Origin of the sequence: Fluviicola taffensis DSM 16823 (assembly GCF_943372375.1) — a bacterium.
Classification (GTDB): Bacteria; Bacteroidota; Bacteroidia; order Flavobacteriales_D; family Crocinitomicaceae; genus Fluviicola; species Fluviicola taffensis_A.
Genome location: NZ_CALRYJ010000003.1, coordinates 262,803 through 285,997 on the forward strand (window position 1 = coordinate 262,803; position 23,195 = coordinate 285,997).

20 protein-coding genes and 1 tRNA gene are annotated in these 23,195 nt (G+C 39.4%); 3 read left to right on the forward strand and 18 right to left on the reverse strand.

The window, feature by feature from the left end; all coding sequences use genetic code 11:
• From AAG807_RS06915 to AAG807_RS06950, 8 genes are all read right to left on the reverse strand, one after another.
• A complete protein-coding gene (locus tag AAG807_RS06915; RefSeq protein WP_341901877.1) occupies positions 1-1,161 on the reverse strand; it encodes a glycosyltransferase in 1,161 nt (386 codons plus the stop codon).
• A complete protein-coding gene (locus tag AAG807_RS06920; RefSeq protein WP_341901878.1) occupies positions 1,162-2,436 on the reverse strand; it encodes an oligosaccharide flippase family protein in 1,275 nt (424 codons plus the stop codon).
• Positions 2,417-4,303, reverse strand: coding sequence for an O-antigen ligase family protein (locus AAG807_RS06925; RefSeq protein ID WP_341901880.1), 1,887 nt, complete (start codon positions 4,301-4,303; stop codon positions 2,417-2,419). The genes AAG807_RS06920 and AAG807_RS06925 overlap by 20 nt, the downstream gene beginning before the upstream one ends.
• Before the next feature lie 30 nt (positions 4,304-4,333).
• A complete protein-coding gene (locus tag AAG807_RS06930) occupies positions 4,334-5,332 on the reverse strand; it encodes an SDR family NAD(P)-dependent oxidoreductase (RefSeq protein WP_341901883.1) in 999 nt (332 codons plus the stop codon).
• Between the two features lies 1 nt (position 5,333).
• Positions 5,334-6,869, reverse strand: coding sequence for a ribonuclease Y (gene rny, locus AAG807_RS06935; protein WP_341901885.1), 1,536 nt, complete (start codon positions 6,867-6,869; stop codon positions 5,334-5,336).
• A gap of 93 nt (positions 6,870-6,962) precedes the next feature.
• Entirely contained in the window at positions 6,963-7,256 is a 294-nt protein-coding gene (locus AAG807_RS06940; protein ID WP_341901886.1) for a cell division protein ZapA, read from the reverse strand.
• On the reverse strand, positions 7,249-7,560 hold the full coding sequence (locus AAG807_RS06945) for a hypothetical protein (RefSeq protein WP_341901887.1): 312 nt from the start codon (positions 7,558-7,560) through the stop codon (positions 7,249-7,251). The genes AAG807_RS06940 and AAG807_RS06945 overlap by 8 nt, the downstream gene beginning before the upstream one ends.
• Positions 7,561-7,754: 194 nt before the next feature.
• On the reverse strand, positions 7,755-8,063 hold the full coding sequence (locus AAG807_RS06950) for a DUF3467 domain-containing protein (RefSeq protein ID WP_341901888.1): 309 nt from the start codon (positions 8,061-8,063) through the stop codon (positions 7,755-7,757).
• A 68-nt stretch (positions 8,064-8,131) separates the two neighbouring features.
• On the opposite strand from AAG807_RS06950, the gene AAG807_RS06955 reads away from it, so the two are divergent.
• The 3 genes from AAG807_RS06955 to AAG807_RS06965 all read left to right on the forward strand — a co-directional run bounded on the left by AAG807_RS06955 (position 8,132) and on the right by AAG807_RS06965 (position 10,761).
• Positions 8,132-9,013, forward strand: coding sequence for a DMT family transporter (locus tag AAG807_RS06955; RefSeq protein WP_341901890.1), 882 nt, complete (start codon positions 8,132-8,134; stop codon positions 9,011-9,013).
• Positions 9,014-9,089: 76 nt separating this feature from the next.
• Complete coding sequence (locus AAG807_RS06960; protein WP_341901891.1) at positions 9,090-10,016, forward strand: hypothetical protein; 927 nt, start codon at positions 9,090-9,092, stop codon at positions 10,014-10,016.
• A gap of 130 nt (positions 10,017-10,146) precedes the next feature.
• Positions 10,147-10,761: an outer membrane beta-barrel protein gene (locus AAG807_RS06965; RefSeq protein WP_341901892.1), complete on the forward strand. Its 615-nt coding sequence runs from the start codon at positions 10,147-10,149 to the stop codon at positions 10,759-10,761.
• A 63-nt stretch (positions 10,762-10,824) separates the two neighbouring features.
• Here the strand turns inward: AAG807_RS06965 and AAG807_RS06970 are convergent, their stop codons facing one another.
• The 10 genes from AAG807_RS06970 to AAG807_RS07015 form a co-directional block, all read right to left on the reverse strand.
• Entirely contained in the window at positions 10,825-11,712 is an 888-nt protein-coding gene (locus AAG807_RS06970) for a T9SS type A sorting domain-containing protein (RefSeq protein ID WP_341901893.1), read from the reverse strand.
• Between the two features lie 116 nt (positions 11,713-11,828).
• Positions 11,829-16,109 carry a DNA-directed RNA polymerase subunit beta' gene (gene rpoC / locus AAG807_RS06975; protein ID WP_341901894.1) on the reverse strand — a complete coding sequence of 1,427 codons (4,281 nt, stop codon included), beginning with the start codon at positions 16,107-16,109 and terminating at the stop codon, positions 11,829-11,831.
• Positions 16,110-16,164: 55 nt separating this feature from the next.
• Positions 16,165-19,977: a DNA-directed RNA polymerase subunit beta gene (rpoB, locus tag AAG807_RS06980; protein ID WP_341901895.1), complete on the reverse strand. Its 3,813-nt coding sequence runs from the start codon at positions 19,975-19,977 to the stop codon at positions 16,165-16,167.
• 111 nt (positions 19,978-20,088) lie between these two features.
• Positions 20,089-20,466, reverse strand: a complete 378-nt coding sequence (gene rplL / locus AAG807_RS06985; RefSeq protein WP_341901897.1) for a 50S ribosomal protein L7/L12 — start codon at positions 20,464-20,466, stop codon at positions 20,089-20,091.
• Positions 20,467-20,508: 42 nt separating this feature from the next.
• Complete coding sequence (gene rplJ, locus AAG807_RS06990) at positions 20,509-21,030, reverse strand: 50S ribosomal protein L10 (protein WP_341901898.1); 522 nt, start codon at positions 21,028-21,030, stop codon at positions 20,509-20,511.
• A gap of 11 nt (positions 21,031-21,041) precedes the next feature.
• Complete coding sequence (gene rplA, locus AAG807_RS06995; protein WP_341901899.1) at positions 21,042-21,737, reverse strand: 50S ribosomal protein L1; 696 nt, start codon at positions 21,735-21,737, stop codon at positions 21,042-21,044.
• 8 nt (positions 21,738-21,745) lie between these two features.
• Entirely contained in the window at positions 21,746-22,192 is a 447-nt protein-coding gene (gene rplK, locus AAG807_RS07000) for a 50S ribosomal protein L11 (protein ID WP_144332614.1), read from the reverse strand.
• Positions 22,193-22,275: 83 nt separating this feature from the next.
• Positions 22,276-22,827, reverse strand: a complete 552-nt coding sequence (gene nusG / locus AAG807_RS07005) for a transcription termination/antitermination protein NusG (protein WP_294858202.1) — start codon at positions 22,825-22,827, stop codon at positions 22,276-22,278.
• Between the two features lie 8 nt (positions 22,828-22,835).
• Positions 22,836-23,057 carry a preprotein translocase subunit SecE gene (secE, locus tag AAG807_RS07010; RefSeq protein ID WP_294858201.1) on the reverse strand — a complete coding sequence of 74 codons (222 nt, stop codon included), beginning with the start codon at positions 23,055-23,057 and terminating at the stop codon, positions 22,836-22,838.
• Positions 23,058-23,077: 20 nt separating this feature from the next.
• Positions 23,078-23,150, reverse strand: a tRNA-Trp gene (locus tag AAG807_RS07015).
• Positions 23,151-23,195: the final 45 nt, after the last annotated feature.

The following is a 23,195-nucleotide window of genomic DNA, read 5'->3' on the forward strand; positions in this document are numbered from 1 at the left end:
TCACACATTATATTTAGAAATGACTGATTGATACACCTGCATCAATTGATTGATTACGGTATCATTTGAAAACTGATCAATTACGTGTTTACGGATCAGTGCACTGTCATAATTTGATCGTTCCTGAATCATTTGCTCCATAGCAAAAGCCAGATCAGCCGCGTTTTGATTACAAAGAATCCCGATTTCCGGTGATGTAATAATTGATTCCGGACCAAAGCAATACGTAGATACTGCCGGTTTACCACAACTCAATGCTTCAATCAGAACCACTCCAAATGTTTCCACTTTGCTGGAAAGTACAAAAGCATCCATTTGTTGCATTTCTTTAACGATTTCCTTCCTTGGCAATAAGCCTAAAAAATCAACCTTCTGCTCTATCCGAAGTTCTTTCGCATACTGCTGCATATCAAGTTCCGCATACCCTTTCCCGGCCAGTCTTAATCGGGTATTCGGATAATTCTTTAAAACCATTGAAAAGGCTTCAAGAAGCATCGGATGATTTTTTTCGACCACAAATGCTGCCGCATTGAAAAAAGTAAACTCCGCGTTCTTTTGCACAGTTGGATTCAGTTCAAAAACATCTGTATCTACTACATTGGGAATGTACTGAAAAGTGCGTCCGTAGCGTTTAGTCATAATCTCGGCAAACGGCAAACTCACGGCAATGGCAGCGTCCGAATGCTCGAAAGTTGATTTAGCATACGATTCCAGATCCGGAGAAACGATATCATCAATAAACTGAGTCGAATGCTCCGTGATCACATAAGGTATTCCATACTTTTTTTTTGCTGCCTGAGCAAACAGACCGCCTTGGAATCCGTGCAAGTGAATAATATCCGGTTTTCCAAATTGCTGAATATACTCCTTGAGTAATTTCATTCCTCGCTTTCGACCCTTTAACACCCGGTATTTATGTACTTTGGGAATATTCAAAAAAGTATATACAAAGGTTCTGACATGATTACTCATGGTTGTTTTCAATCCGAACGACCAACGCATTTTATCCATCACCGCTTTTCCGGATATCGGAACAACTGCTATTACAGCAACTTGGTTTTCCCTGTCACGAGCCAAAGATTCTGCCTGATCACGAAAAAAAATTCCTTGATTTAAAGAGTATTCGGTGGGATAACCAGATGCAAGTATAAGGATGTGCATTTAAGCTTGTTTTGATTTTTTTATAAAATAAATAGCAATAAATATGGCAAATAAATAATATACCGACTGGCTAATTGAAAAGCCCCAAAGAGCACTATTTAACGAATGATTTATCAACCTTGCCGAGAAAAAACCTATTACTATCAATAACAAATGTAAGCAATCAAATAACAACATTTCCTTTTGACGCCCCAGGCGAATATAAATAAATGATAAGGATGAAGATACAAACCACACACTCAACCAAACAGCCATAATTCGTGCTACAGACAACAATTGATTCCATTCTTCGCCCAATAAATAGACTACCAGTTTTGTTGGAATCAGATAAATGACTCCTAATGGTATCAGAGCCATGATTGCCAATTGTTTGGCAAATCTTTTATACACCTGAAGCAGGTGATGTGAATCTTCAATTTCAGATACCTTGGAGAAAAACACTTGAGAAAAGGAAATCGAAATCACGCCAAAACCGGCAGATAAATAGGTCATTGAAACACCCAATAATCCAGCAATATCTTTTCCATAGTAGCTAATAAACATGTTCAAATAAATGAGATTAATCAAGCTGTTCACAAACACTCCGGGGGTAGTAAAAAACAAGTACTTTTTATTTTCCCTAACCAATTGGTTACTTTCGCTATGCCTAATTAATTTGAGTGCTCTTGTATCTTCCTTGAAAAAACGCCAGATCAAATAGCATCCTGAAAATAAGAATCCGAGTAATCTTCCGAGCAATAGCCCTAAATAATTAAACCCTAAATAACCAAGGATCAGTTTTATGGTTTCGGCAAATGATGTTTGAACTACTTTGGAGGATGAGATTGTCTTAAATTTTTTCTTGCGGTTAAACCAATAGGATAACACATCATTCGTGCCAACTAAAAAAACGTAAATCGGTAATAAAAATAAGTAATTGGCAAGTTTGGGCTCATTGTAATACTCGCTTAATTGATTCTTAAACAAAACAACGATCAGTAAGGAAAAAAGAGTCATAAAACCCACTATTTTAATTGCTGCAAACGCTGTGTTTATGGCATTTCTAATAGTTCTTTGTACAACAATTGCAAATTCCATTTTCAGGCAGGCAATACTGGAAAAAATTTCGCACATGGAAATAAACACCGTGAGAATCCCAAAATCAGCGGGTTTGTAAAAATACTTTTGGAGTATTGGAAGCATCAAAAAAGGTAGGACTTGCGAAATTAATGATCCAGTTAATAAAATGAATACATTTTGCGCAAAGGGTGACTTCTTAAAGCTTATTCTCTTCATTACTAACCTTTTTCGGTTCCTTTAAGTCATTTGCAAATATCAGTAGAACTACCATCAAGAACCAATTGATTGGAAGCGATAAAAACGTGGAATTTGAATTCCCCATAAAGATAAGAGTAATAAAAAGCCATAAAACTAAAAAATGCTTTTCGCTCCATCGTTTCGTTCTCACTGCCCGGATGAATTCCAATCCAATCCAACTAAATATAGACAGAAGTAATAAAAAGACAATGATTCCGTACTGAGATAAAATTTCAATCACAAAATTATGCGCACCACCTACACCATCATCCGGATACTTATTCATTTTTTTCATATTGCAGACCTGAAAACCGCCTGCTCCCAATCCCATGTAATGAGAAGATTTCAAGTATTCCAATCCATTCAGCGCTAAATTCTTTCGAATAGTGTTACTACTGAGTTTTTCGTAAATAAAACTTCTTTCTTGTGGCAGATTTCTGTCGGAATAAAGAAAGGTTTCTGTTTCTCTCCCTTTCTCCAATAAGTTTCCTGTTAATGCAACTACAGATATAATACCAACACGATCTGAGGAGATTTGAAGTACATCAAAGCCAGGCTCTGTCAAAACAAGCTTCTTATAATGATCCGATGGGTACTTAAATGGATGCCATGGAACTAATGCAATCATAAATAATGCTATACAAGACAGTATCATCACGACATCTGTTTTTTTGAATTGAAAGGCTGCGAAATAGCATGTTGCCAATCCGATGAACAAAACCACAAACAATCCAATCAGTACTTTGTTTTTCCCTATAAATATGGATTGCTGCAAATTAGAATCAATCTCTTTGAGTTTTAGTCTGACTCTTTCTCCATCCAACAACTTGATGTAAGCACTTTCTTCAATAGCAAACATTCTATCCGGATTTGGCATGGCTTTGACTGCTTTCTCATTCGCATCACTCAACAACAAAATACGTCCATCTTCCAGTATCCGTTTATCTGATTTTTTGCGTATCATCAAACACTCTTCCGTATCCGTTTTTGAACCCAAAGATTGAAATTCTGTATTTGATTCCAATAACCTTAACTCATAATGAACGACCAAAAAATTCAAACCAATCAATACCGCAATCACAAATCCCTGTTTCTTATCAAATGATAAAGGCATTTGGGTTCGAACAGACTTGAAGAATAAAAGAACTAAACTTGCAACAACAATTGCACCGATACACATGATTCCCAAACGGGATTCGGTAAGAAGTAAGAAATCGATTGCGAAAAGAATAATGACGCTGTTCAGCAATTTATTCCTGTTCCGGATAAAATAGTAAACCGCCAACACGATTGAAATACACAAATAAATAGCCAGGACATTCTGATTAACAAAGGTAAATATGGGAATGAAATTCACTTTATGAAAGGCTCCCAATTCAGCCAATTTCTGAAGATATTCTCCTTCCAAATGGCGTTGTGTGAAGCATTCAAACAGCAAGAAACTGACCACAACGATGAAACTGACCGTCCAAATTTTCTCCAAAGCCAATTCAAAATTCTTCTCTGAGTTCAAGAAGGAAAAGAACACAATATAGGTTGTAAATCCAATCCACAAGTAGAATAATTCTTTCATTGCATACAACAGGGAAGGAGCCCAAATTAAAGAAGCTATTCCGTAAGCAAACCAAAACAAAAAGACGAAAAACACATACTTCGAAAATGAATTAGTGTAGCATTTCAATTGTCTGGTTATCAAAAGGTAAATCGCTGAAATTATCAGTCCAAAGCGATAAGCTGTAAACTCTACTCCACCGATATAACACACAACCATATAACTACCACCGATCAATGTGATAATCAATAGAAAGATCAATGCTATATTTAATTTAGGAGTAAAATGAGCCATTTTAATACCAGAAATCTGAATTAATTGAACTTATGCTTGTTGCAATACATGGCGAAGGTATTCATCGATTCCTTCTTCAAAGGTATATACAGGTTTATAATCCAAATAGTGCTCCATCTTGGCAGTAGATGCCAATGAATCTTTGATATCCCCCTTTCTTGGAGGACCGTATGTAATGGTATTTTTTGGAGTTGTTCCCAATGTTTTTAAGCCTTCTTCTAAACTATTGATGACATTATTCAATGTCAGACTTCGACCGCAAGCCACATTGTACACTTCTCCAAATGCCTGGTCATTTTCTGAAATCAATGAAAGCAAATTTGCGTGGATTGCATTTTTCACATAAGTAAAATCGCGGGATTGTTCCCCATCACCATTCACGACAATTTCACCTCCATCCAGCATTTTACCCAAGAATTTCGGGATAGCGGCTGCATACACCCCATCGGGATTCTGGAAAGGACCAAACACATTGAAATAACGCAATCCGATGGTTTCCATTCCGTGCAATTGATGATACACTTGTCCGTATTCTTCATTCAGCTGCTTCGTTGCGGCGTAAGGGGAAAGTACTTTTCCTTCTTGCCCTTCGTGTTTTGGTGACGCTATCGAATCGCCATAAACAGATGAAGAACTGGCAAACACAAAACGTTTCACATTGGCTTGTTTCGCTTCGTGCAAGATGGTAAGGAAACCGGTTGTATTTACCCGATGCGTATTCAATGGAAATTCAATGGACCTTGGAACTGAACCCAAAGCCGCCTGATTGGAAATGGCATCCACTTCCTTTAACAATTCCCGATAATCATCCGGATTGCAAATATCTCCTTTTACGAAGCGGTAATTCTCATAGTGAGCTAAGCGGTCAATGTTCGATTGAAGACCTGTTTCCAGGTTGTCCAAAACAATAACAGAGGCTCCTATTTTTAATAGGGCCTCTGTCAAATTGGAACCAATGAAACCAGCACCGCCAGTTACCAAAATGGTTTTATTTTTTAATCGATCAGTTATTTTATCAACTTCCGTCATATTACTTGGCGTAATTCACAGAGCGTTTTTCACGAATCACAGTAACTTTAACCTGACCCGGATAAGTCATTTCCGTTTGAATTTTTTGAGAAATTGCAAACGAAAGTTCGTCAGCACGTAAATCTGTCACTTTCTCACTTTCAACCAATACACGTAGTTCTCTACCTGCTTGAATTGCATAAGCGGAATTAACCCCATCGTAAGACAATGCCAGGTTCTCCAGATCCTTGATACGTTTGATATATGATTCAACCACCTCACGACGAGCACCTGGGCGCGCACCTGAGATCGAGTCACAAATCTGAACGATCGGTGAGATCAGGGTTGTCATTTCAATCTCGTCGTGGTGAGCTCCGATTGCATTCAGTACATCCGGTTTTTCACCGAATTTCTCTGCAATTTTCATCCCCAGGATAGCATGTGGCAATTCCGGTTCTTCATCCGGAACCTTACCGATATCGTGTAATAATCCTGCACGTTTTGCAACTTTCACATTCAATCCTAATTCAGCTGCCATGATCGCACACAAATTGGCTACCTCGCGGCTATGCTGCAATAAGTTTTGTCCGTAAGAAGAACGGTATTTCATACGTCCTACCATACGGATCAATTCCGGATGCAAGCCATGGATTCCCAAATCGATACAAGTTCTGCGTCCTGTCTCAGCAATTTCCTCTTCCAAAGACTTCTTCGTTTTTGCAACCACCTCTTCAATACGAGCCGGGTGAATACGACCATCGGAAACCAGTTGATGCAAAGCCAAACGGGCAATCTCTCTTCTTACCGGATCGAAACACGATAAGATAATTGCCTCCGGAGTATCGTCAACGATAATTTCAACTCCTGTTGCAGCTTCCAAAGCACGAATATTTCGACCTTCACGACCAATGATCCGACCTTTTACTTCATCTGAATCGATGTTGAATACGGAGACTGCATTTTCAACTGCTTGTTCGGAAGCAACACGCTGAATTGTTTGGATAACAATTCGTTTTGCCTCGCGGTTTGCATTCAATTTTGCTTCTTCTGTAATTTCCTTGATGTGAACCATTGCAGCTGTTCTCGCTTCGTCTTTTAACGATTCCATCAACAGGTTCTTCGCTTCATCAATCGACATTCCTGTGATTTTTGTCAGCTCAGCAACACGTTTTTGGTGCATTTTATCTAATTCCTGATGACGGATTTCATTCGCTTCAACTTTCGTTGCTAATTCTGATTGCAAACGCTCTGTTTCTTTTTCCTTTCTGGAAACTTCTTCGATTTTTTGAGTCAGTGATTTTTCCTTGCTTTTCACTCGGTCTTCATTCGACTGCATGCGTCTTTCGCGGTCCTTCACGTTTTCCTCATGCTCTTCTTTCAATTTCAAGAAGCGTTCCTTTGCTTGAAGAATCTTATCCTTTTTCATAGCTTCCCCTTCCAGATCCGCTTCCTTCAAGATTTGCTCTTTTCTTTTCTTGAGCATTGTCTGTTGGATAATGAAAGTAGCTACACCACCTCCTATCAATCCAATCAATGCTCCAATAATTACATTTACCATAGTTTCTTAAATAAAAAAATCCCACTGCTTACGGAGATCGTTACGTAAACAAGTGAGAAAAAGACCTGCGTATCCCGATAGCTATCGGAACAATTAATTCAATGCATCCAAATCATCAGAAAGTGCTTTCAATGCAGCAGTTGCTTCAGAGAAATCAGCTTGGGGAGCAGTACCTGTTGCAGGCGCCTTCCCTCCTCTAGTAGACAATTGTAAGGCGGTCATCGCCAATAAGTCTTGCATATCGCGAACGGCAAAATTATCTTGTAGTTGTTTGATTGCCTTGTTAATATCATCAGCAGCACGCTGTACCTTTTCAACTTCCGATTCTTGGACAGTTAAAGGATACGTGCGACCAGCAACCACTACTTTCAAAGATACCTTACTCATTCGCTATTTTTAATTGTTGAATGCAGAAATCAATCTCTTTCACAAGTACATCAATTTCAACTCCATTGGTTGAAACAGGCTGTACCTGAACTTGTTCACGCGCTTGGTTCAATTCTGACTGCAAGCTTTGGAGTTCTTCCTCCATGGCTTTTTTCTGGTTTTGATACTCAGAAATATCAGCATTAAGACGATTAATTTCATCCGTCATCGAACGGACACGTTCTCTCTCAGTCACCAAAGATTGGTGTAACTGACGCGATTTAGTGCCAATTTGTTCAATTAAAGATTTCAACTCAGACGTCATCCAATAAGCGTTTGTACAAAAATAGCAGGTAAAACCAATTCTACAACAATTTTATTGTAAGTTGTGAACAGTTTTTACCTGAAAAGAATTATCAAGGCTCAAAAAGTTCAAGGGTTAAAAGGGTTTAAATGTCTAATCACGTTTTGAACTCTTCAACTTTGAACTTTTCAATTTTTCGACCTTTTGAACTGTTTTTAAGCCTGATTCGTTGTTCCTCCAAAATTCATCGGTGGGAATGGCGGAGTATCCGTATCATTGATAACACCATTCACTTGCTCGTACTTTTGAACATTTTCCGCTAAAGCACGCATCAGACGTTTTGCATTTTGCGGCGACATGATCACTCGAGAACGCACTTTTGCTTTGGGCATTCCAGGCATCATCTGAACAAAATCGGCTACAAACTCCGCTTGAGAATGGGTGATGATTGCCAGATTGGAATAGACTCCTTCCGCCAATTCCTCGTTCAGTTCAATATTTATTTGATTGTCATTATTTTCCATAGAGCGAAAATACAAAAGCTTTCTCAAATTTCAGGTAAACATCTTTTGATAATGAGTAATTTTGCGGCATGAACGAAAAACAGTCTTCTCAATCCACACTGACAATTCTCATGATTCTCAGTATGATCACTTGGGGAGTCAGTTGGCCGGCGAATAAGGTTCTGACATCATTCGGGACACCGGTCGTTTTGGGATTTTTCCGTTACGGTTTTGTGGTCATCAGTTTGTTAATTCTACTCGTCTTAATCAGGACAAAACTGCTTGTTTCTAAAAAAGGGATTCCATTTATATTGATTTCGGGAGCTTTGATGGCAACCTATAATTACACCTTCCTGGCTGGACTTCAAAATGGAAGTCCGGGTGCGGGTGGAATTTTAGTCACCACCTTAAACCCGGTCATGGCTTATGGTCTTGGAATGTTGATCGATTGGAAAAGACCAACTAAAAATGAATCCATCGGTTTATTGATCGGTGTCATTGCGGGATTGACACTCTTGAAAATTTGGGGAAATGAAGCTGTTTTTGCCAAACCCGGAAACTTGTATTTTCTCCTAAGTGCTTTCATTTGGTCAGTTATGAGCAAATTTACATCGAAATCTGCGAAATACGGCTCTCCTTTTGCATTTACCTGGTGGATGTATCTCGTGACTCTCATCTGTATCATTCCATTCTGCAACGTGACTGCAATTGGTAAATTGATCCAATCGACGGACATCCATTTTTGGGGGAATATTCTTTTTTCAAGTATTATCGCAGTTACATTGGCAACTACCACTTACTTTTTTGCGACCTCCAAAATTGGTGCTGAAAAGGCCAGCAGTTTTATTTTCATTGTACCATTCAGTGCTGCTATCTTCTCATTCGCCATTCTTGGTGAGAATCTGGAAATCCATACTATAATCGGAGGACTTTTGGGGATTGCTGCTGTTTATATGATAAACAAAAAGTAACGTTCTTGTTTATAAACCGTTAGAAGTTTATATATCCTCCATATTTCCATACTTTAGCATTCGAAAACTTTAAAACATGAAAAAACTAACGTTTCTGTTCATCCTGCTTGCTGCAATTTCAGTAGGATGTAAGAAAAAAGGTTGTACCGACTCTACTGCGACCAACTACAACGACAAAGCAACTTCAGATGACGGAAGCTGTACTTACACTTCTGAAACGGAGACAGGTCCTTATCTGGTTGTTAAACTTCATTTCGATTCATTAGCTCCACGTTTGGATAATTTTGGAAACCCGGCTGTGATTCCTTCCGATCACTCAGCACAATCTCCCATTTTCCATGGCATGAGTGCTCATTATATTGAATTTGCTCAAAGCATGTATACACAATTGGGAGCTGGTGAAATTCTATATCATGGAGCTGAAACAACTGCCGGAGGTTCCAATGCTGTCAACTTCAACAAAGCAATTATTAAAGGGGATAACGAAGTATTTGTCAAAATTCCATTGAAGAACATTTCACCTGATACTTACAACTGGGTTCGTATGTCTTTGACCTACCAGAACTACGATTTGGATTATCGGTATAATGGTGCGGATTACACTGGTCGATTGGCTTCTTTTGTAGGATTCAATACCTACATTTCCACTTACAAAATCTGGAATCAAACACTCACTATCAATGCCAATAAATTGCAAGGTTACTGGGGATTTGAAAACCTGGGAATCGTAGTTGAAGGTCAAGCGCCTGGCACAACAGTCCCAAACCCATTATCTGCAACATCACCAGTTCCAGCCGGATCATGTGTTGTAACAGGAAGTTTTGACACCCCATTCACTATTACAGGGAACGAGACTCAGGATATCAATTGTACGATGAATCTTTCTACGAATAAAAGTTTTGAGTGGTATGATGCGAACCAAGACGGTAAGTACGAACCAGGAGCTGGAGATTATCCAACGGATATGGGATTACGTGGTTTGAAACCGGTTATCGTACCATAAATTAACGAGATTCTTAAAAAAATTGAAGGAGAGAACATGATTCTCTCTTTTTTTTTCATTTTCACAGCAGATTTCAGAAAATGTGGCTTGAATTTTGCTTAAAAGCCGAAGTCTATAAAACGCACTATTTATGAAAAAAACAATCTTACTTGCAACACTTATTACATCAGCGATTGCCTTCGGGCAAAAAGGATCGTGGTACCTCGGAGGAAGTACCGGAATCTCTTCCATTGTAACTCATCCCCGATCTATCATTTCAAAATCAGCTTCCTGGTCGTTCTCACCGGAGGTCGGTACTTTTGTAAGTGACCGGGTACAAATCGGCATGGGACTCACATTAAACGGTTACAGAAATTCATTCGTCCCTGCAAACATCCTTGACAACATGCAATTCGGAGGTAGAATATACGGTCGTTATATTTTCGGAGAAGCTCGATTTAAGCCATTTGCAGGAATCAGCACCAACTATTTGGGCAGGACATCCCCTATAAATTCCGGATTTGGAAGTAACGGCAGATTGAATACTTTTAATGTGAGTTTGAATGCAGGCTTTGCTTATTCTGTTTCTCCAAGATTTAGTATTTTCGGGTCTGTAGGCGTTTTGGGGTTCACACATTCAAGAGCAGGTTCTATCAAAAAACCAGATCAAATCTCCAGCAGCTTTGGCTTTAATGCAAATGCACCTGCCAATCGATTGACAATCGGGTTCTATTATACTTTTTGCACGGGAAAAGGAGTTGAGTAATTCCGATTTTTAAGACATTAAAAATCCCCGAACTACATACTAATTCGGGGATTCATTCTAATTTCATTCTTGTTTAATCAATCGCAATATCTTTGAATTTCCATTTAAAGCAAGCAAGTAAACACCGTTTTCCAATGCTTCCAGGGAGATTCTTGTATTTATTTCAGATTGAGGAATGTACTTTACCATTTTCCCATTTAAATCATAAATGGTCAACTCCTTTATCAAGGGAAGATCACTTCCTGACAATTCAATCGAATTTGTTGAGGGATTTGGATTTACAGTAACTTCCAGTGAAGGGATTTCTTGAATTCCCAGGTCACAAATTGTAATTGCGGGATTTATACCACCCGTGGAATCCAATTCACGATAACAAAATTGATTAACATGATACTCCAAACGGTCTACATTCAGTAATCCACGATAAGTATTATAAGTAAAAAAAGCAATTGGTTGATTTGGTTTTTCAAAATAATACGTGCTACTGTAAGTACCGTTGACTTCCAATATGCTATCGACCTGACCTACTACTAAGGTATCAAATGAATAACTATCCAAGGTTCCATCATCAAAATAGGTACGAAAAGCATTCAGGAAAACCGAGCTATCCGTTAAGATATCTCCTACTTGTAAGAAATGGCTGATCGTAATATTCTTTTCGATGTTGTTCAGATCCAAATAATAGCGCTGCTGATTCGCAACATCTTCACGAATCCCACCGGCATATTGTCCTCCGGATCGATAAATCCGGATATAGTTTTCACCACCAATCAGGGTATCACGACCCCAAACAGTTTTCGTACTGGAAGTGATAACCTCCATCCCATTCCAGGCCTGGGTTTGGTATCCATAATTGGTGTAATTTCCATGTAATGGTTGATAGGCAATTGTTTGAGCCTTTGCATAAACCCCAAAAAAGAGGCTTATAACTAAAAATGTAAAAAATTTCATACTAAATCGATTTAATGGTTTCTATACAAGTGATGTTTGAAAGTACAAAAGGTTGGAATAAAAAATCCCCGAACTACCAAGTAATTCGGGGACTTCTATTTATAGAATATTAATTCTTAGGAAATCGCATCCAATTCTTCCTTGTTTGCAACAAGTACTTTTTGGAAACGACGCACACCCGTACCAGCTGGAATCAAGTGACCAACAATTACGTTTTCTTTCAAACCTAATAAATGATCTTCTTTTCCAGAGATTGCAGCTTCATTCAATACTTTCGTTGTTTCCTGGAAGGAAGCAGCTGAGATGAATGATTGTGTCTGCAATGAAGCACGTGTAATACCTTGCAATAATGGCGTTGAAGTTGCAGGAACTGCATCACGGGATTCAACCGGTTGTTTGTCTGCACGTTTCAATTGTGAATTCTCATCACGTAATTTACGAGCAGAAACGATTTGACCAGCTTTCAATGTACTTGATTCACCAGCATCAACAACCACTTTCATACCGTAAATTCCATCGTTCTCTTCCATGAAATCTGCTTTGTGAACAGATTGTCCTTCCAAGAAACGTGTATCTCCAGCATCCACGATCTCCACTTTCAACATCATCTGACGAACGATTACTTCGAAATGCTTGTCGTTGATTTTTACCCCTTGTAGACGGTAAACCTCTTGGATTTCATTTACGATGTACTCTTGTACTTTCGTCGGACCTTGAATATTCAAGATATCATTCGGTGTAATTGCACCATCAGACAACGGTTGTCCCGCACGAGTGAAATCGTTCTCTTGTACCAAGATATGTTTAGAAAGTGGAACCAAATATTTGCGAACATCACCAACTTTAGAAGTTACCTGAATTTCACGGTTACCACGTTTAATTTTTCCAAATTCAACGATACCATCAATTTCAGAAACCACTGCAGGGTTTGAAGGGTTACGTGCTTCAAATAACTCTGTTACACGTGGAAGACCTCCTGTGATATCCCCTGTTTTACCAGCGATACGTGGAATCTTAACCAAAATCACACCTTCTTCTACCTTGTCGCCTTCACCTACGGAAATATGGGAATCAACTGGGATGTTGTACTCACGCAATACTTCTTTCGTTTTAGCGTCAATGATATGAATTGCAGGGTTTTTCTTCTTATCGCGGGATTCGATGATTACTTTTTCAGTAAATCCTGTTTGCTCATCGACTTCTTCACGGTAAGTAACACCATCAATAATGTTTTCAAATAACACCTTACCTGAAACCTCTGAAATGATTACCGCATTGTACGGGTCCCATTTACAGATGATGTCACCTTTCTTCACAGTAATGTTGTTTTCAAGCAACATTTCAGCACCGTAAGGAATATTTGATGTCATCAAGGCAACTCCAGTTTTAGGATCTGTAATTTTCAATTCAGCTGAACGACCTACAACAATCGTCTTATCAGTTCCATCCGGACCTTTACGAGTAATTGTACGCAATTCGTCAATCTCCAATCTACCGGAAGATTTCGCTTTCAAATCTGATTCGTTTGTACTGTTCGATGCTGTACCCCCAACGTGGAATGTACGAAGTGTCAACTGTGTTCCCGGCTCACCAATTGATTGAGCAGCAACCACACCAACAGCATCTCCATCTTGAGCAGGACGGTGAGTTGCCAAGTTACGACCGTAACATTTGGAACAAACTCCACGACGCATCTCACAAGTCAATACCGAACGGATCTCCACTTCTTCAATACCTGATTTTTCGATTTCATCAGCAACTGTTTCAGTAATCAACTCTCCAGCCTCAACGATTAATTGTTCAGTTTCCGGGTTGTAGATATCATGAACAGATGTTCTACCCAGGATACGATCGATCAATGGCTCAACGATCTCATCATTCTTCTTCAAAGATGTTGCAACCAAACCTCTCAAAGTTCCACAGTCCATTGCATTAATAACAACGTCTTGTGCAACGTCCACCAAACGACGAGTCAAGTAACCCGCATCCGCCGTTTTCAATGCTGTATCGGCCAAACCTTTACGCGCACCGTGAGTAGAGATAAAGTACTCCAAGATCGAAAGACCTTCTTTAAAGTTGGAAAGAATCGGATTCTCAATAATCTCCTGAGCAGAAGCTCCGGATTTTTGAGGTTTCGCCATCAAACCACGCATACCTGACAACTGACGAATCTGTTCTTTCGAACCACGAGCTCCGGAGTCAAACATCATATAGATGGAGTTGAAACCTTGATCGTCATTCTTCAATTGCTCCATCAACGTGTTTGTCAATCGAGAATTCGTATGCGTCCAAATATCAATAATTTGGTTGTAACGTTCGTTATTCGTGATAAGACCCATGTTGTAATTGGCCATTACCTCTTTCACTTCCGTTTCTGCTTTCGCAACCAAAATTTCTTTTTCTTTCGGGATAATGATATGATCCAAGTTGAACGAAAGTCCACCACGGAATGCCATTCCATAACCCAATTCTTTGATATCATCCAAGAACTTCGCTGTTTTAGCCGTTCCACATACTTTCAATACGTGTCCGATAATATCACGAAGTGCTTTTTTCGTCAATACATCATTGATGAAACCAACTTCTCTTGGAACAACTTCATTAAACAATACGCGACCACAAGTGGTATCGATCATCATTAAAGTTGGAACACCTTCAGCATTCAAGTCATAAGACTTCACTTTGATAGGTGCATGCATATCCAATTTACCTTCGTTATTCGCGATGATAACTTCTTCCGGAGAATAGAAAATACCGTTTTCACCATTCACTTTGTGTTCCGGGGTACTTGTACGCAACTTCGTAATATAGTAAAGACCCAAGACCATATCCTGAGAAGGTACCGCAATCGGTGCTCCATTCGCAGGATTCAGAATGTTGTGTGAAGCAAGCATCAACAATTGTGCTTCCAAGATTGCAGCGTTACCTAATGGTAAGTGAACCGCCATCTGGTCACCATCGAAATCGGCGTTGAATGCTGTTGTTACCAACGGGTGCAAACGAATCGCTTTTCCTTCGATCAATTTCGGTTGGAATGCCTGAATACCCAAACGGTGAAGCGTAGGAGCACGGTTTAATAAAACCGGATGTCCTTTCAATACGTTTTCTAAGATATCCCAAACAACTGGCTCTTTGCGATCAACGATTTTCTTTGCAGATTTAACCGTTTTCACAATACCACGTTCAATCATCTTGCGAATGATAAACGGTTTGTAAAGCTCTGCAGCCATGTCTTTTGGTAAACCACACTCGTGTAATTTCAAATCCGGACCAACGACAATTACTGAACGTGCAGAGTAGTCAACACGTTTACCTAATAAGTTTTGACGGAAACGTCCTTGTTTACCTTTCAATGAATCGGAAAGGGATTTCAACGGACGATTTGATTCTGTTTTAACAGCAGAAGCTTTACGCGAGTTATCGAATAATGAATCGACAGCCTCTTGTAACATACGCTTCTCATTACGCAAAATTACCTCCGGAGCTTTGATCTCAATCAAACGCTTCAAACGGTTGTTACGGATAATTACACGACGGTAAAGGTCGTTCAAATCCGATGTTGCGAAACGTCCACCATCCAATGGAACTAACGGACGCAATTCCGGTGGAATAACCGGAACCACTTTCACAATCATCCATTCCGGACGGTTGTCAATACGTTTTTGAGAATCACGCATTGCTTCAACAACCTGAAGTCTTTTCAGAGCTTCGTGTTTACGTTGAACTGAAGTTTCTGTATTCGCCTGGTGACGCAATCTGTAAGATAAATCTTCCAAATTCAATTTGCGCAACAAGTCGTACAAAGCCTCAGCACCCATCTTAGCGATGAATTTATTCGGATCTGTATCTTCCAAGTATTGGTTTTCTCTTGGTAAAGTATCCAAGATATCCAAGTACTCTTCTTCTGTCAAGAAATCCTTTTCAGTAAGGGAAGTTCCATCCAAATTATTCGCGATACCAGCTTGAATAACTACGTAACGTTCGTAATAGATAATTTGATCTAATTTTTTTGTCGGCAATCCCAATAAATAACCGATTTTATTCGGCAATGAACGGAAATACCAGATGTGTGCTACCGGAACTACCAAAGAGATATGTCCCATACGCTCACGACGCACTTTTTTCTCAGTAACCTCAACACCACAACGATCACAAACGATTCCTTTGTAACGGATACGTTTGTACTTACCACAATGACATTCGTAATCTTTTACTGGTCCGAAGATGCGTTCACAGAACAATCCATCTCTTTCCGGCTTGTATGTACGATAGTTAATTGTCTCAGGCTTGAGCACTTCTCCGCTTGACTGATCACGGATCACCTCAGGAGAAGCCAACGAGATCGTAATCTTGTTAAAGCTACTTTGTTTTTTCGGTGTTTCTTTTCTGTAAGCCATGTTATAACTTTCTTTAATTCAATTTGACAATTTGTTTCCTAATAACGTCTTGATCTTAGTCCATTGATATATTCAATCCAAGACCTCTCAATTCATGCAACAATACGTTGAATGATTCAGGAATACCTGGTTCTGGAATATTATCACCTTTAACGATTGCTTCGTATGCTTTCGCACGACCCATTACGTCATCGGATTTAACTGTCAAGATTTCTTGTAGGATATTTGCAGCTCCAAATGCTTCCAATGCCCAAACCTCCATCTCACCAAAACGCTGACCTCCGAATTGAGCTTTACCACCCAATGGTTGTTGCGTAATCAACGAGTATGGTCCGATTGAACGTGCATGCATTTTGTCGTCCACCATGTGAGATAATTTCAACATGTAAATAACCCCTACTGTTGCCGGCTGATGGAAACGGTCTCCTGTTCCACCATCAAACAAGTAAGTTTTACCTGAACGTGGCACTCCTGCTTTATCTGTCCATTCATTAATTTCTTCTGGTTTTGCACCGTCGAAGATTGGAGTTGCGAATTTCACACCCAATTTTTCTCCAGCCCAACCAAGAACTGTTTCATAGATCTGACCTAAGTTCATACGAGAAGGTACCCCTAGTGGATTCAATACGATATCTACCGGTGTTCCATCTTCTAAGAACGGCATGTCTTCAGCACGAACGATATTTGCAACGATACCTTTGTTACCATGACGACCTGCCATTTTATCCCCCACTTTCAACTTACGTTTTTGAGCAACATAGACTTTCGCCATTTTAACGATACCTGCAGGTAGTTCATCCCCAACTGAAATATGGAATTTCTTACGTTTGTAGATTCCCAATAAATCATTTGCCTTAATCGTAAAGTTGTGTAACAAACGACTAATCAAAGCATTCACATGAGCATCAGTTGTCCAATTTGTCGGGTTCACGATTGTGTAATCGATTACCAATAAATTTTTGTGTGTGAACTTCGTTCCTTTCTTAATGATTTCTTCTTTGAAATTGTTGAATACACCAGCTGATTTGTTCTCACCTAAAACGGTCATTAATTTATCAGCCAATTTTTCTTTCAACTCCACGTAATCTCTGTCGTATTCCGTATCCAAGACTTCCAAAACCGGTTTGTCCTGAGCTTTCGATTTACGATCTTTAATTGCGCGAGAGAACAATTTCTTCTCGATAACAACTCCGCGAAGAGATGGACCTGCTTTCAATGAAGCATCTTTCACATCACCTGCTTTATCTCCAAAGATTGCACGTAATAACTTCTCTTCCGGAGAAGGATCTGTTTCACCTTTAGGAGTAATTTTACCGATAAGGATATCACCTTCTTTGATCTCCGCACCAATGCGAATCAAACCGTTTTCATCCAAATCTTTTGTTGCTTCTTCAGAAACGTTTGGAATATCCGAAGTTAATTCCTCCATTCCACGTTTCGTATCACGAACCTCCAAAGAGTATTCGTCAATATGAATCGAAGTAAAGATATCGTCACGAACAACACGCTCAGAAATTACAATCGCATCCTCGAAGTTATACCCTTTCCAAGGCATGAAGGCAACTTTCAAGTTTTGACCCAATGCCAACTCTCCACCTTGTGTAGCATATCCTTCGCAAAGAACCTGTCCTTTCTCAATTCGGTCCCCTTTACGAACAATCGGCTTCAAGTTGATTGTTGTACTTTGGTTTGTTTTCTGGAATTTTGTTAATGAGTAACGAGTCACTTCACTATCAAAGCTTACTAATTTGTCATCAGCAGACCAATCGTAACGAATCACGATTTCGTTTGCATCAACATATTCTACTGTTCCCGGTCCTTCCGAATTAATCAACACGCGAGAATCACGTGCAACCAATTGTTCAATTCCAGTACCAACGATAGGCGAATTTGGCTTCAAAAGAGGCACCGCCTGACGTTGCATGTTGGATCCCATCAATGCGCGGTTGGCATCATCATGCTCCAAGAAAGGAATTGATGATGCAGCGATTGATGCAATTTGGTTCGCACCTACGTCCATCAAATGCAAATCTTTCGGTTGAACAACCGGGAAGTCACCTTCAAAACGAGCTTTCACCACATTCGAAAGGAAATTTCCTTTTTCATCCACCAAGGCATTTGCCTGAGCAATAATTTTACCATCTTCCTCTTCAGCCGACAAGTAAATTGGTTCAGTAGTATTATCTACTTTACCATTCACTACCGAACGATACGGAGTTTCGATGAAACCAAGTTTATTCACTTTCGCGAATACACAAAGTGATGAAATCAAACCAATATTTGGTCCCTCCGGAGTTTCGATTGTACACAAACGACCGTAGTGCGTATAGTGAACGTCACGAACCTCGAACCCTGCTCTTTCACGAGAAAGACCACCTGGTCCTAGTGCAGACAAACGACGCTTATTCGTAATTTCCGAAAGCGGGTTGGTCTGATCCATGAATTGAGACAACTGGTTGGTTCCAAAGAACGAGTTAATAACGGAAGACAAAGTCTTCGCGTTAATCAAGTCAATTGGAGTAAAGACTTCGTTATCACGAACGTTCATACGTTCACGAATAGTACGAGCCATACGAGCCAAACCAACACCGAATTGAGCATATAATTGCTCCCCTACTGTACGAACACGACGATTTGACAAGTGGTCAATATCATCCACATCCGCTTTCGAGTTGATCAATTCGATCAAATATTTGATAATCGATAGAATATCATTTTTAGTCAAAACACGCGATTCCTCCGAACGGTCGATATTCAACTTCTTATTCATTCTATAACGACCTACTTCACCTAAGTCATAACGTGCATCCGAGAAGAATAATTTCTCAAAAACACCTTTTGCTGTTTCATAATCAGGTGGTTCAGCGTTACGTAACTGACGGTAGATATGTTCAACAGCTTCTTTTTCAGAGTTTGAAGTATCTTTTTGAAGCGTGTTATAGATAATCGTATAATCAGCTGTATTCGCATCCTCTTTGTGGAAAATAACTGTTTTCACTCCAGCGTCGATTACTAAATCTACGTGGTGATCCTCCAATACTGTTTCACGGTCAAGGATAACTTCATTACGTTCGATAGATACTACTTCTCCTGTATCTTCATCTCCAAAGTCCTCAATCCAAGACTTCAATACACGAGCCGCTAGTCTTCTACCAACACATTTTTTCAAATTAGCTTTGTTAGCTTTCACTTCATCAGCTAATCCGAATATTTCTAGAATATCTTTATCTGTTTCATATCCGATCGCACGGAAAAGAGTTGTAACAGGCAATTTTTTCTTACGATCGATGTAAGCATACATTACGCTGTTGATATCCGTTGCGAATTCGATCCAAGATCCTTTGAAAGGAATCACACGAGCAGAGTACAATTTTGTACCATTCGCATGACGACTTTGACCGAAGAATACCCCTGGTGAACGGTGTAACTGAGAAACAATAACACGTTCAGCACCATTGATTATAAAAGAACCTTTTGGTGTCATGTACGGGATAGTTCCCAAGTATACATCCTGCACGATCGTTTCGAAATCCTCGTGTTCAGGGTCTGTACAATATAATTTTAGTTTAGCTTTTAGTGGAACACTATAAGTTAAACCTCTTTCGATACACTCATCAATAGTGTATCTAGGTGGGTCGATGAAATAATCAAGGAACTCCAACACGAATTGATTTCGTGTGTCAGTAATTGGGAAATTTTCCGCAAATACCTTGAACAATCCTTCGCTTTCACGATTTTCAGGTGTTGTTTCCAATTGGAAAAACTCCTGGAAGGATTTAAGCTGAATATCCAAAAAGTCTGGATAAGCGAACTGATTTTTGCTAGAAGCAAAATTAATTCTCGTTGATGTATTGCTTGTTGTTGCCAAGGCGAAATAAATTTAATTGAGAAAAGGACTTTAAAATTGGCTAAACGCCGAAAAACAGGTTAAGGCATCCGTCAAATGACGGACACCTTTCCTGCAAACTTTTGTAACTAGTTACTTAACCTCTACTTCAGCACCAGCCTCTTCAAGAGCTGCTTTCAAAGCGTTAGCTTCGTCTTTGGATACAGCTTCTTTCAAAGTTGTAGGAGCTCCATCAACTAAGTCTTTAGATTCTTTCAATCCATTACCAGTTAATTCTTTAACCAACTTAACTACAGCAAGTTTGTTAGCACCACCTGATTTCAAGATTACATCGAATTCAGTTTTTTCAGCAGCAGCTTCACCAGCTCCAGCACCACCACCAGCTACCATTACTGCAGCAGCAGCAGCAGGCTCGATACCGTACTCGTCTTTTAAGATTGTTGCTAACTCGTTAACTTCTTTTACTGTAAGGTTAACCAATGTTTCTGCGATTTGTTTTAAATCAGCCATTTTTATAAATTTTAAAAAAGGTTCTTAAATATTTTTTTTTACTTATGCTCTTTCTTCGAGCGTTTTAAGGATTCCAGCAATTTTGGAACCACCACTTGTAAGACCAGAGATAACATTTTTCGCTGGGCTTTGTAGTAATCCGATGATATCACCGATCAATTCTTCACGAGACTTGATTGCTTCTAGCGTATCCAATTGGTTATCACCAATGAAGATTGCTTCTTCAATATAAGCTCCTTTAAGAACAGGCTTATCATTTTTCTTACGGAAATCTTTAATCAATTTTGCAGGAGCGTTTCCTACTTCAGAGAACATGATAGAAGTCGGTCCACTTAACACGGATGCCAAGTTATCGTAATTTCTACCTTCAACGTTAGCCATTGCTTTAGCCAACAACGTATTCTTAACTACACGTAGTTCGATACCTTGTTGAAAACAACGACGGCGTAATTGGTTGATTGTTTCTACTGTAAGAGCCGATGTGTCTGCAAGATAGAAGATATTTGCTTTCGATAAATCTTGAGCAAGATCTTCAATGTACTGTGCTTTTTGATCTTTATTCATACTACAAGATTTTAAGCTACAACAGATTTAGCATCAATTTGGATACTTGGAGACATTGTAGAGCTGATGTAGATACTTTTAATGTAAGTACCTTTTGCAGCGGATGGTTTCAATTTGACTAATTGTTGGATCAATTCGAATGCATTCTCGCGAATTTTAACTCCTTCGAAGCTAGCTTTCCCTACAGACGAGTGAATATTACCAAATTTGTCAACTTTGAAATCAATCTTACCTGCTTTCACTTCTTCAACAGCTTTACCAACTTCCATTGTTACAGTACCCGTTTTTGGGTTTGGCATTAAGCCACGAGGTCCAAGGATACGTCCTAAAGCACCTACCTTACCCATCACTGAAGGCATTGTAATAATTACGTCGATGTCTGTCCAACCACCTTTGATTTTCTCAATGAATTCATCCAATCCAACGAATTCAGCACCTGCTGCTTTTGCTTCAGCTTCCTTGTCCGGAGTACAAAGTACTAATACTCGTACATCCTTACCAGTTCCGTGAGGCAATGCAACTGTACCACGAACCATTTGATTCGCTTTACGTGGATCTACTCCTAAACGCACAGAGATGTCAACAGAAGAATCAAACTTCGTTGTTGTAATGTTCTTAACCAAATCACAAGCTTCAGTCAATGTGTAGACTTTAGTTAAATCATATTTAGCTAAAACCTCTTTTCTTTTCTTTGAAATTCTACCCATGACGCTTGTTATTTAGTTGCCGGAGCTTCACCTCCTTTAACAGTTACACCCATACTACGCGCTGTTCCAGCGATCATTGACATTGCAGAATCAACTGTAAAACAGTTCATGTCCGGCATTTTGTCTTCAGCAATTACACGGATTTGATCCCATGACATTGATCCGACTTTGCTTTTATTAGGCTCAGAAGAACCTTTTTTAAGCTTAACGCTGTCAATAATTTGCACTGCTGCTGGAGGAGTTTTGATGACGAAATCAAATGATTTGTCACTGTACACAGTAATCACACATGGCAATACCTTTCCTGGCTTATCTTGCGTACGAGCATTATACTGCTTGCAAAATTCCATGATGTTAACCCCTTTTGCACCAAGTGCGGGACCAACTGGAGGAGCTGGATTGGCTTGACCACCTTTGATCTGTAATTTGATCAATGCTGCTACTTCTTTAGCCATTGTTTATTTAAATTATGCAGTCATAACGTGAGAATTAAAGGGAAGCTTTAATCAATAAACTCACTGCTGCGGTTAATACATGTTTACCCTTCTTTTTCCACTTGCATGTAGCTAAGCTCAAGAAGGTTCTTACGTCCGAAGATCTTAACCATTACTTTCAATTTCTTCTTGTCCTCATTGATTTCGTCAATAACTCCGGAGAAATTGTTGAATGGTCCGTCGATCACCTTAACTGACTCACCGATAACAAATGGGATTTTCAATTCCTCTTCTGTTTCGGATAATTCGTCAACTTTACCTAAAATTCGATTTACTTCGGATAAACGCATTGGTTGTGGGTCTCCCCCTTTTTCAGCTCCAAGAAATCCGATTACATTCGGAATCCCTTTGATCACGTGAGGAACCTCACCAACCAAAGCTGCTTCAATCAATACATATCCTGGTAAATATGCTTTTTCCTTTGAGATTTTCTTACCGTTGCGGATTTGAAAAACTTTCTCAGTCGGAATCAATACTTGTGACACGTAATCATCCAGTTTCAAACGTGAAATTTCAAGATCCAGGTATTCTTTCACCTTTTTCTCTTTTCCACTAACTGCGCGTACGACGTACCAACGTTTTTTAATATCTCCCATTTTTCTAATTAAAAGAAAGAATAGATAAATCCGACAACTCCCTTCCAGGTAGAAGTAGGAGTTCCAGTAATTCCAAAGACATTGTCCATTGCGAATACCAACAATGCAAAAATCACAGATGCAACTACCACAATAAGTGCGTTACTCTGCAATTCCTTCCACGTCGGCCACGTAACATTCTGAGTCATCTCAGTAATGGTTTCGCTAAAATAATTTCTAAACTTTGACATGGTCAATTTATTTTGTTTTGCACGGGCGGTAGGATTCGAACCCACGACCAATGGTTTTGGAGACCACTACTCTACCAGCTGAGCTACGCCCGTGTAAAAAGGGGAGTATAAGCTCCCCTTTCATTTTGATATGTTTAT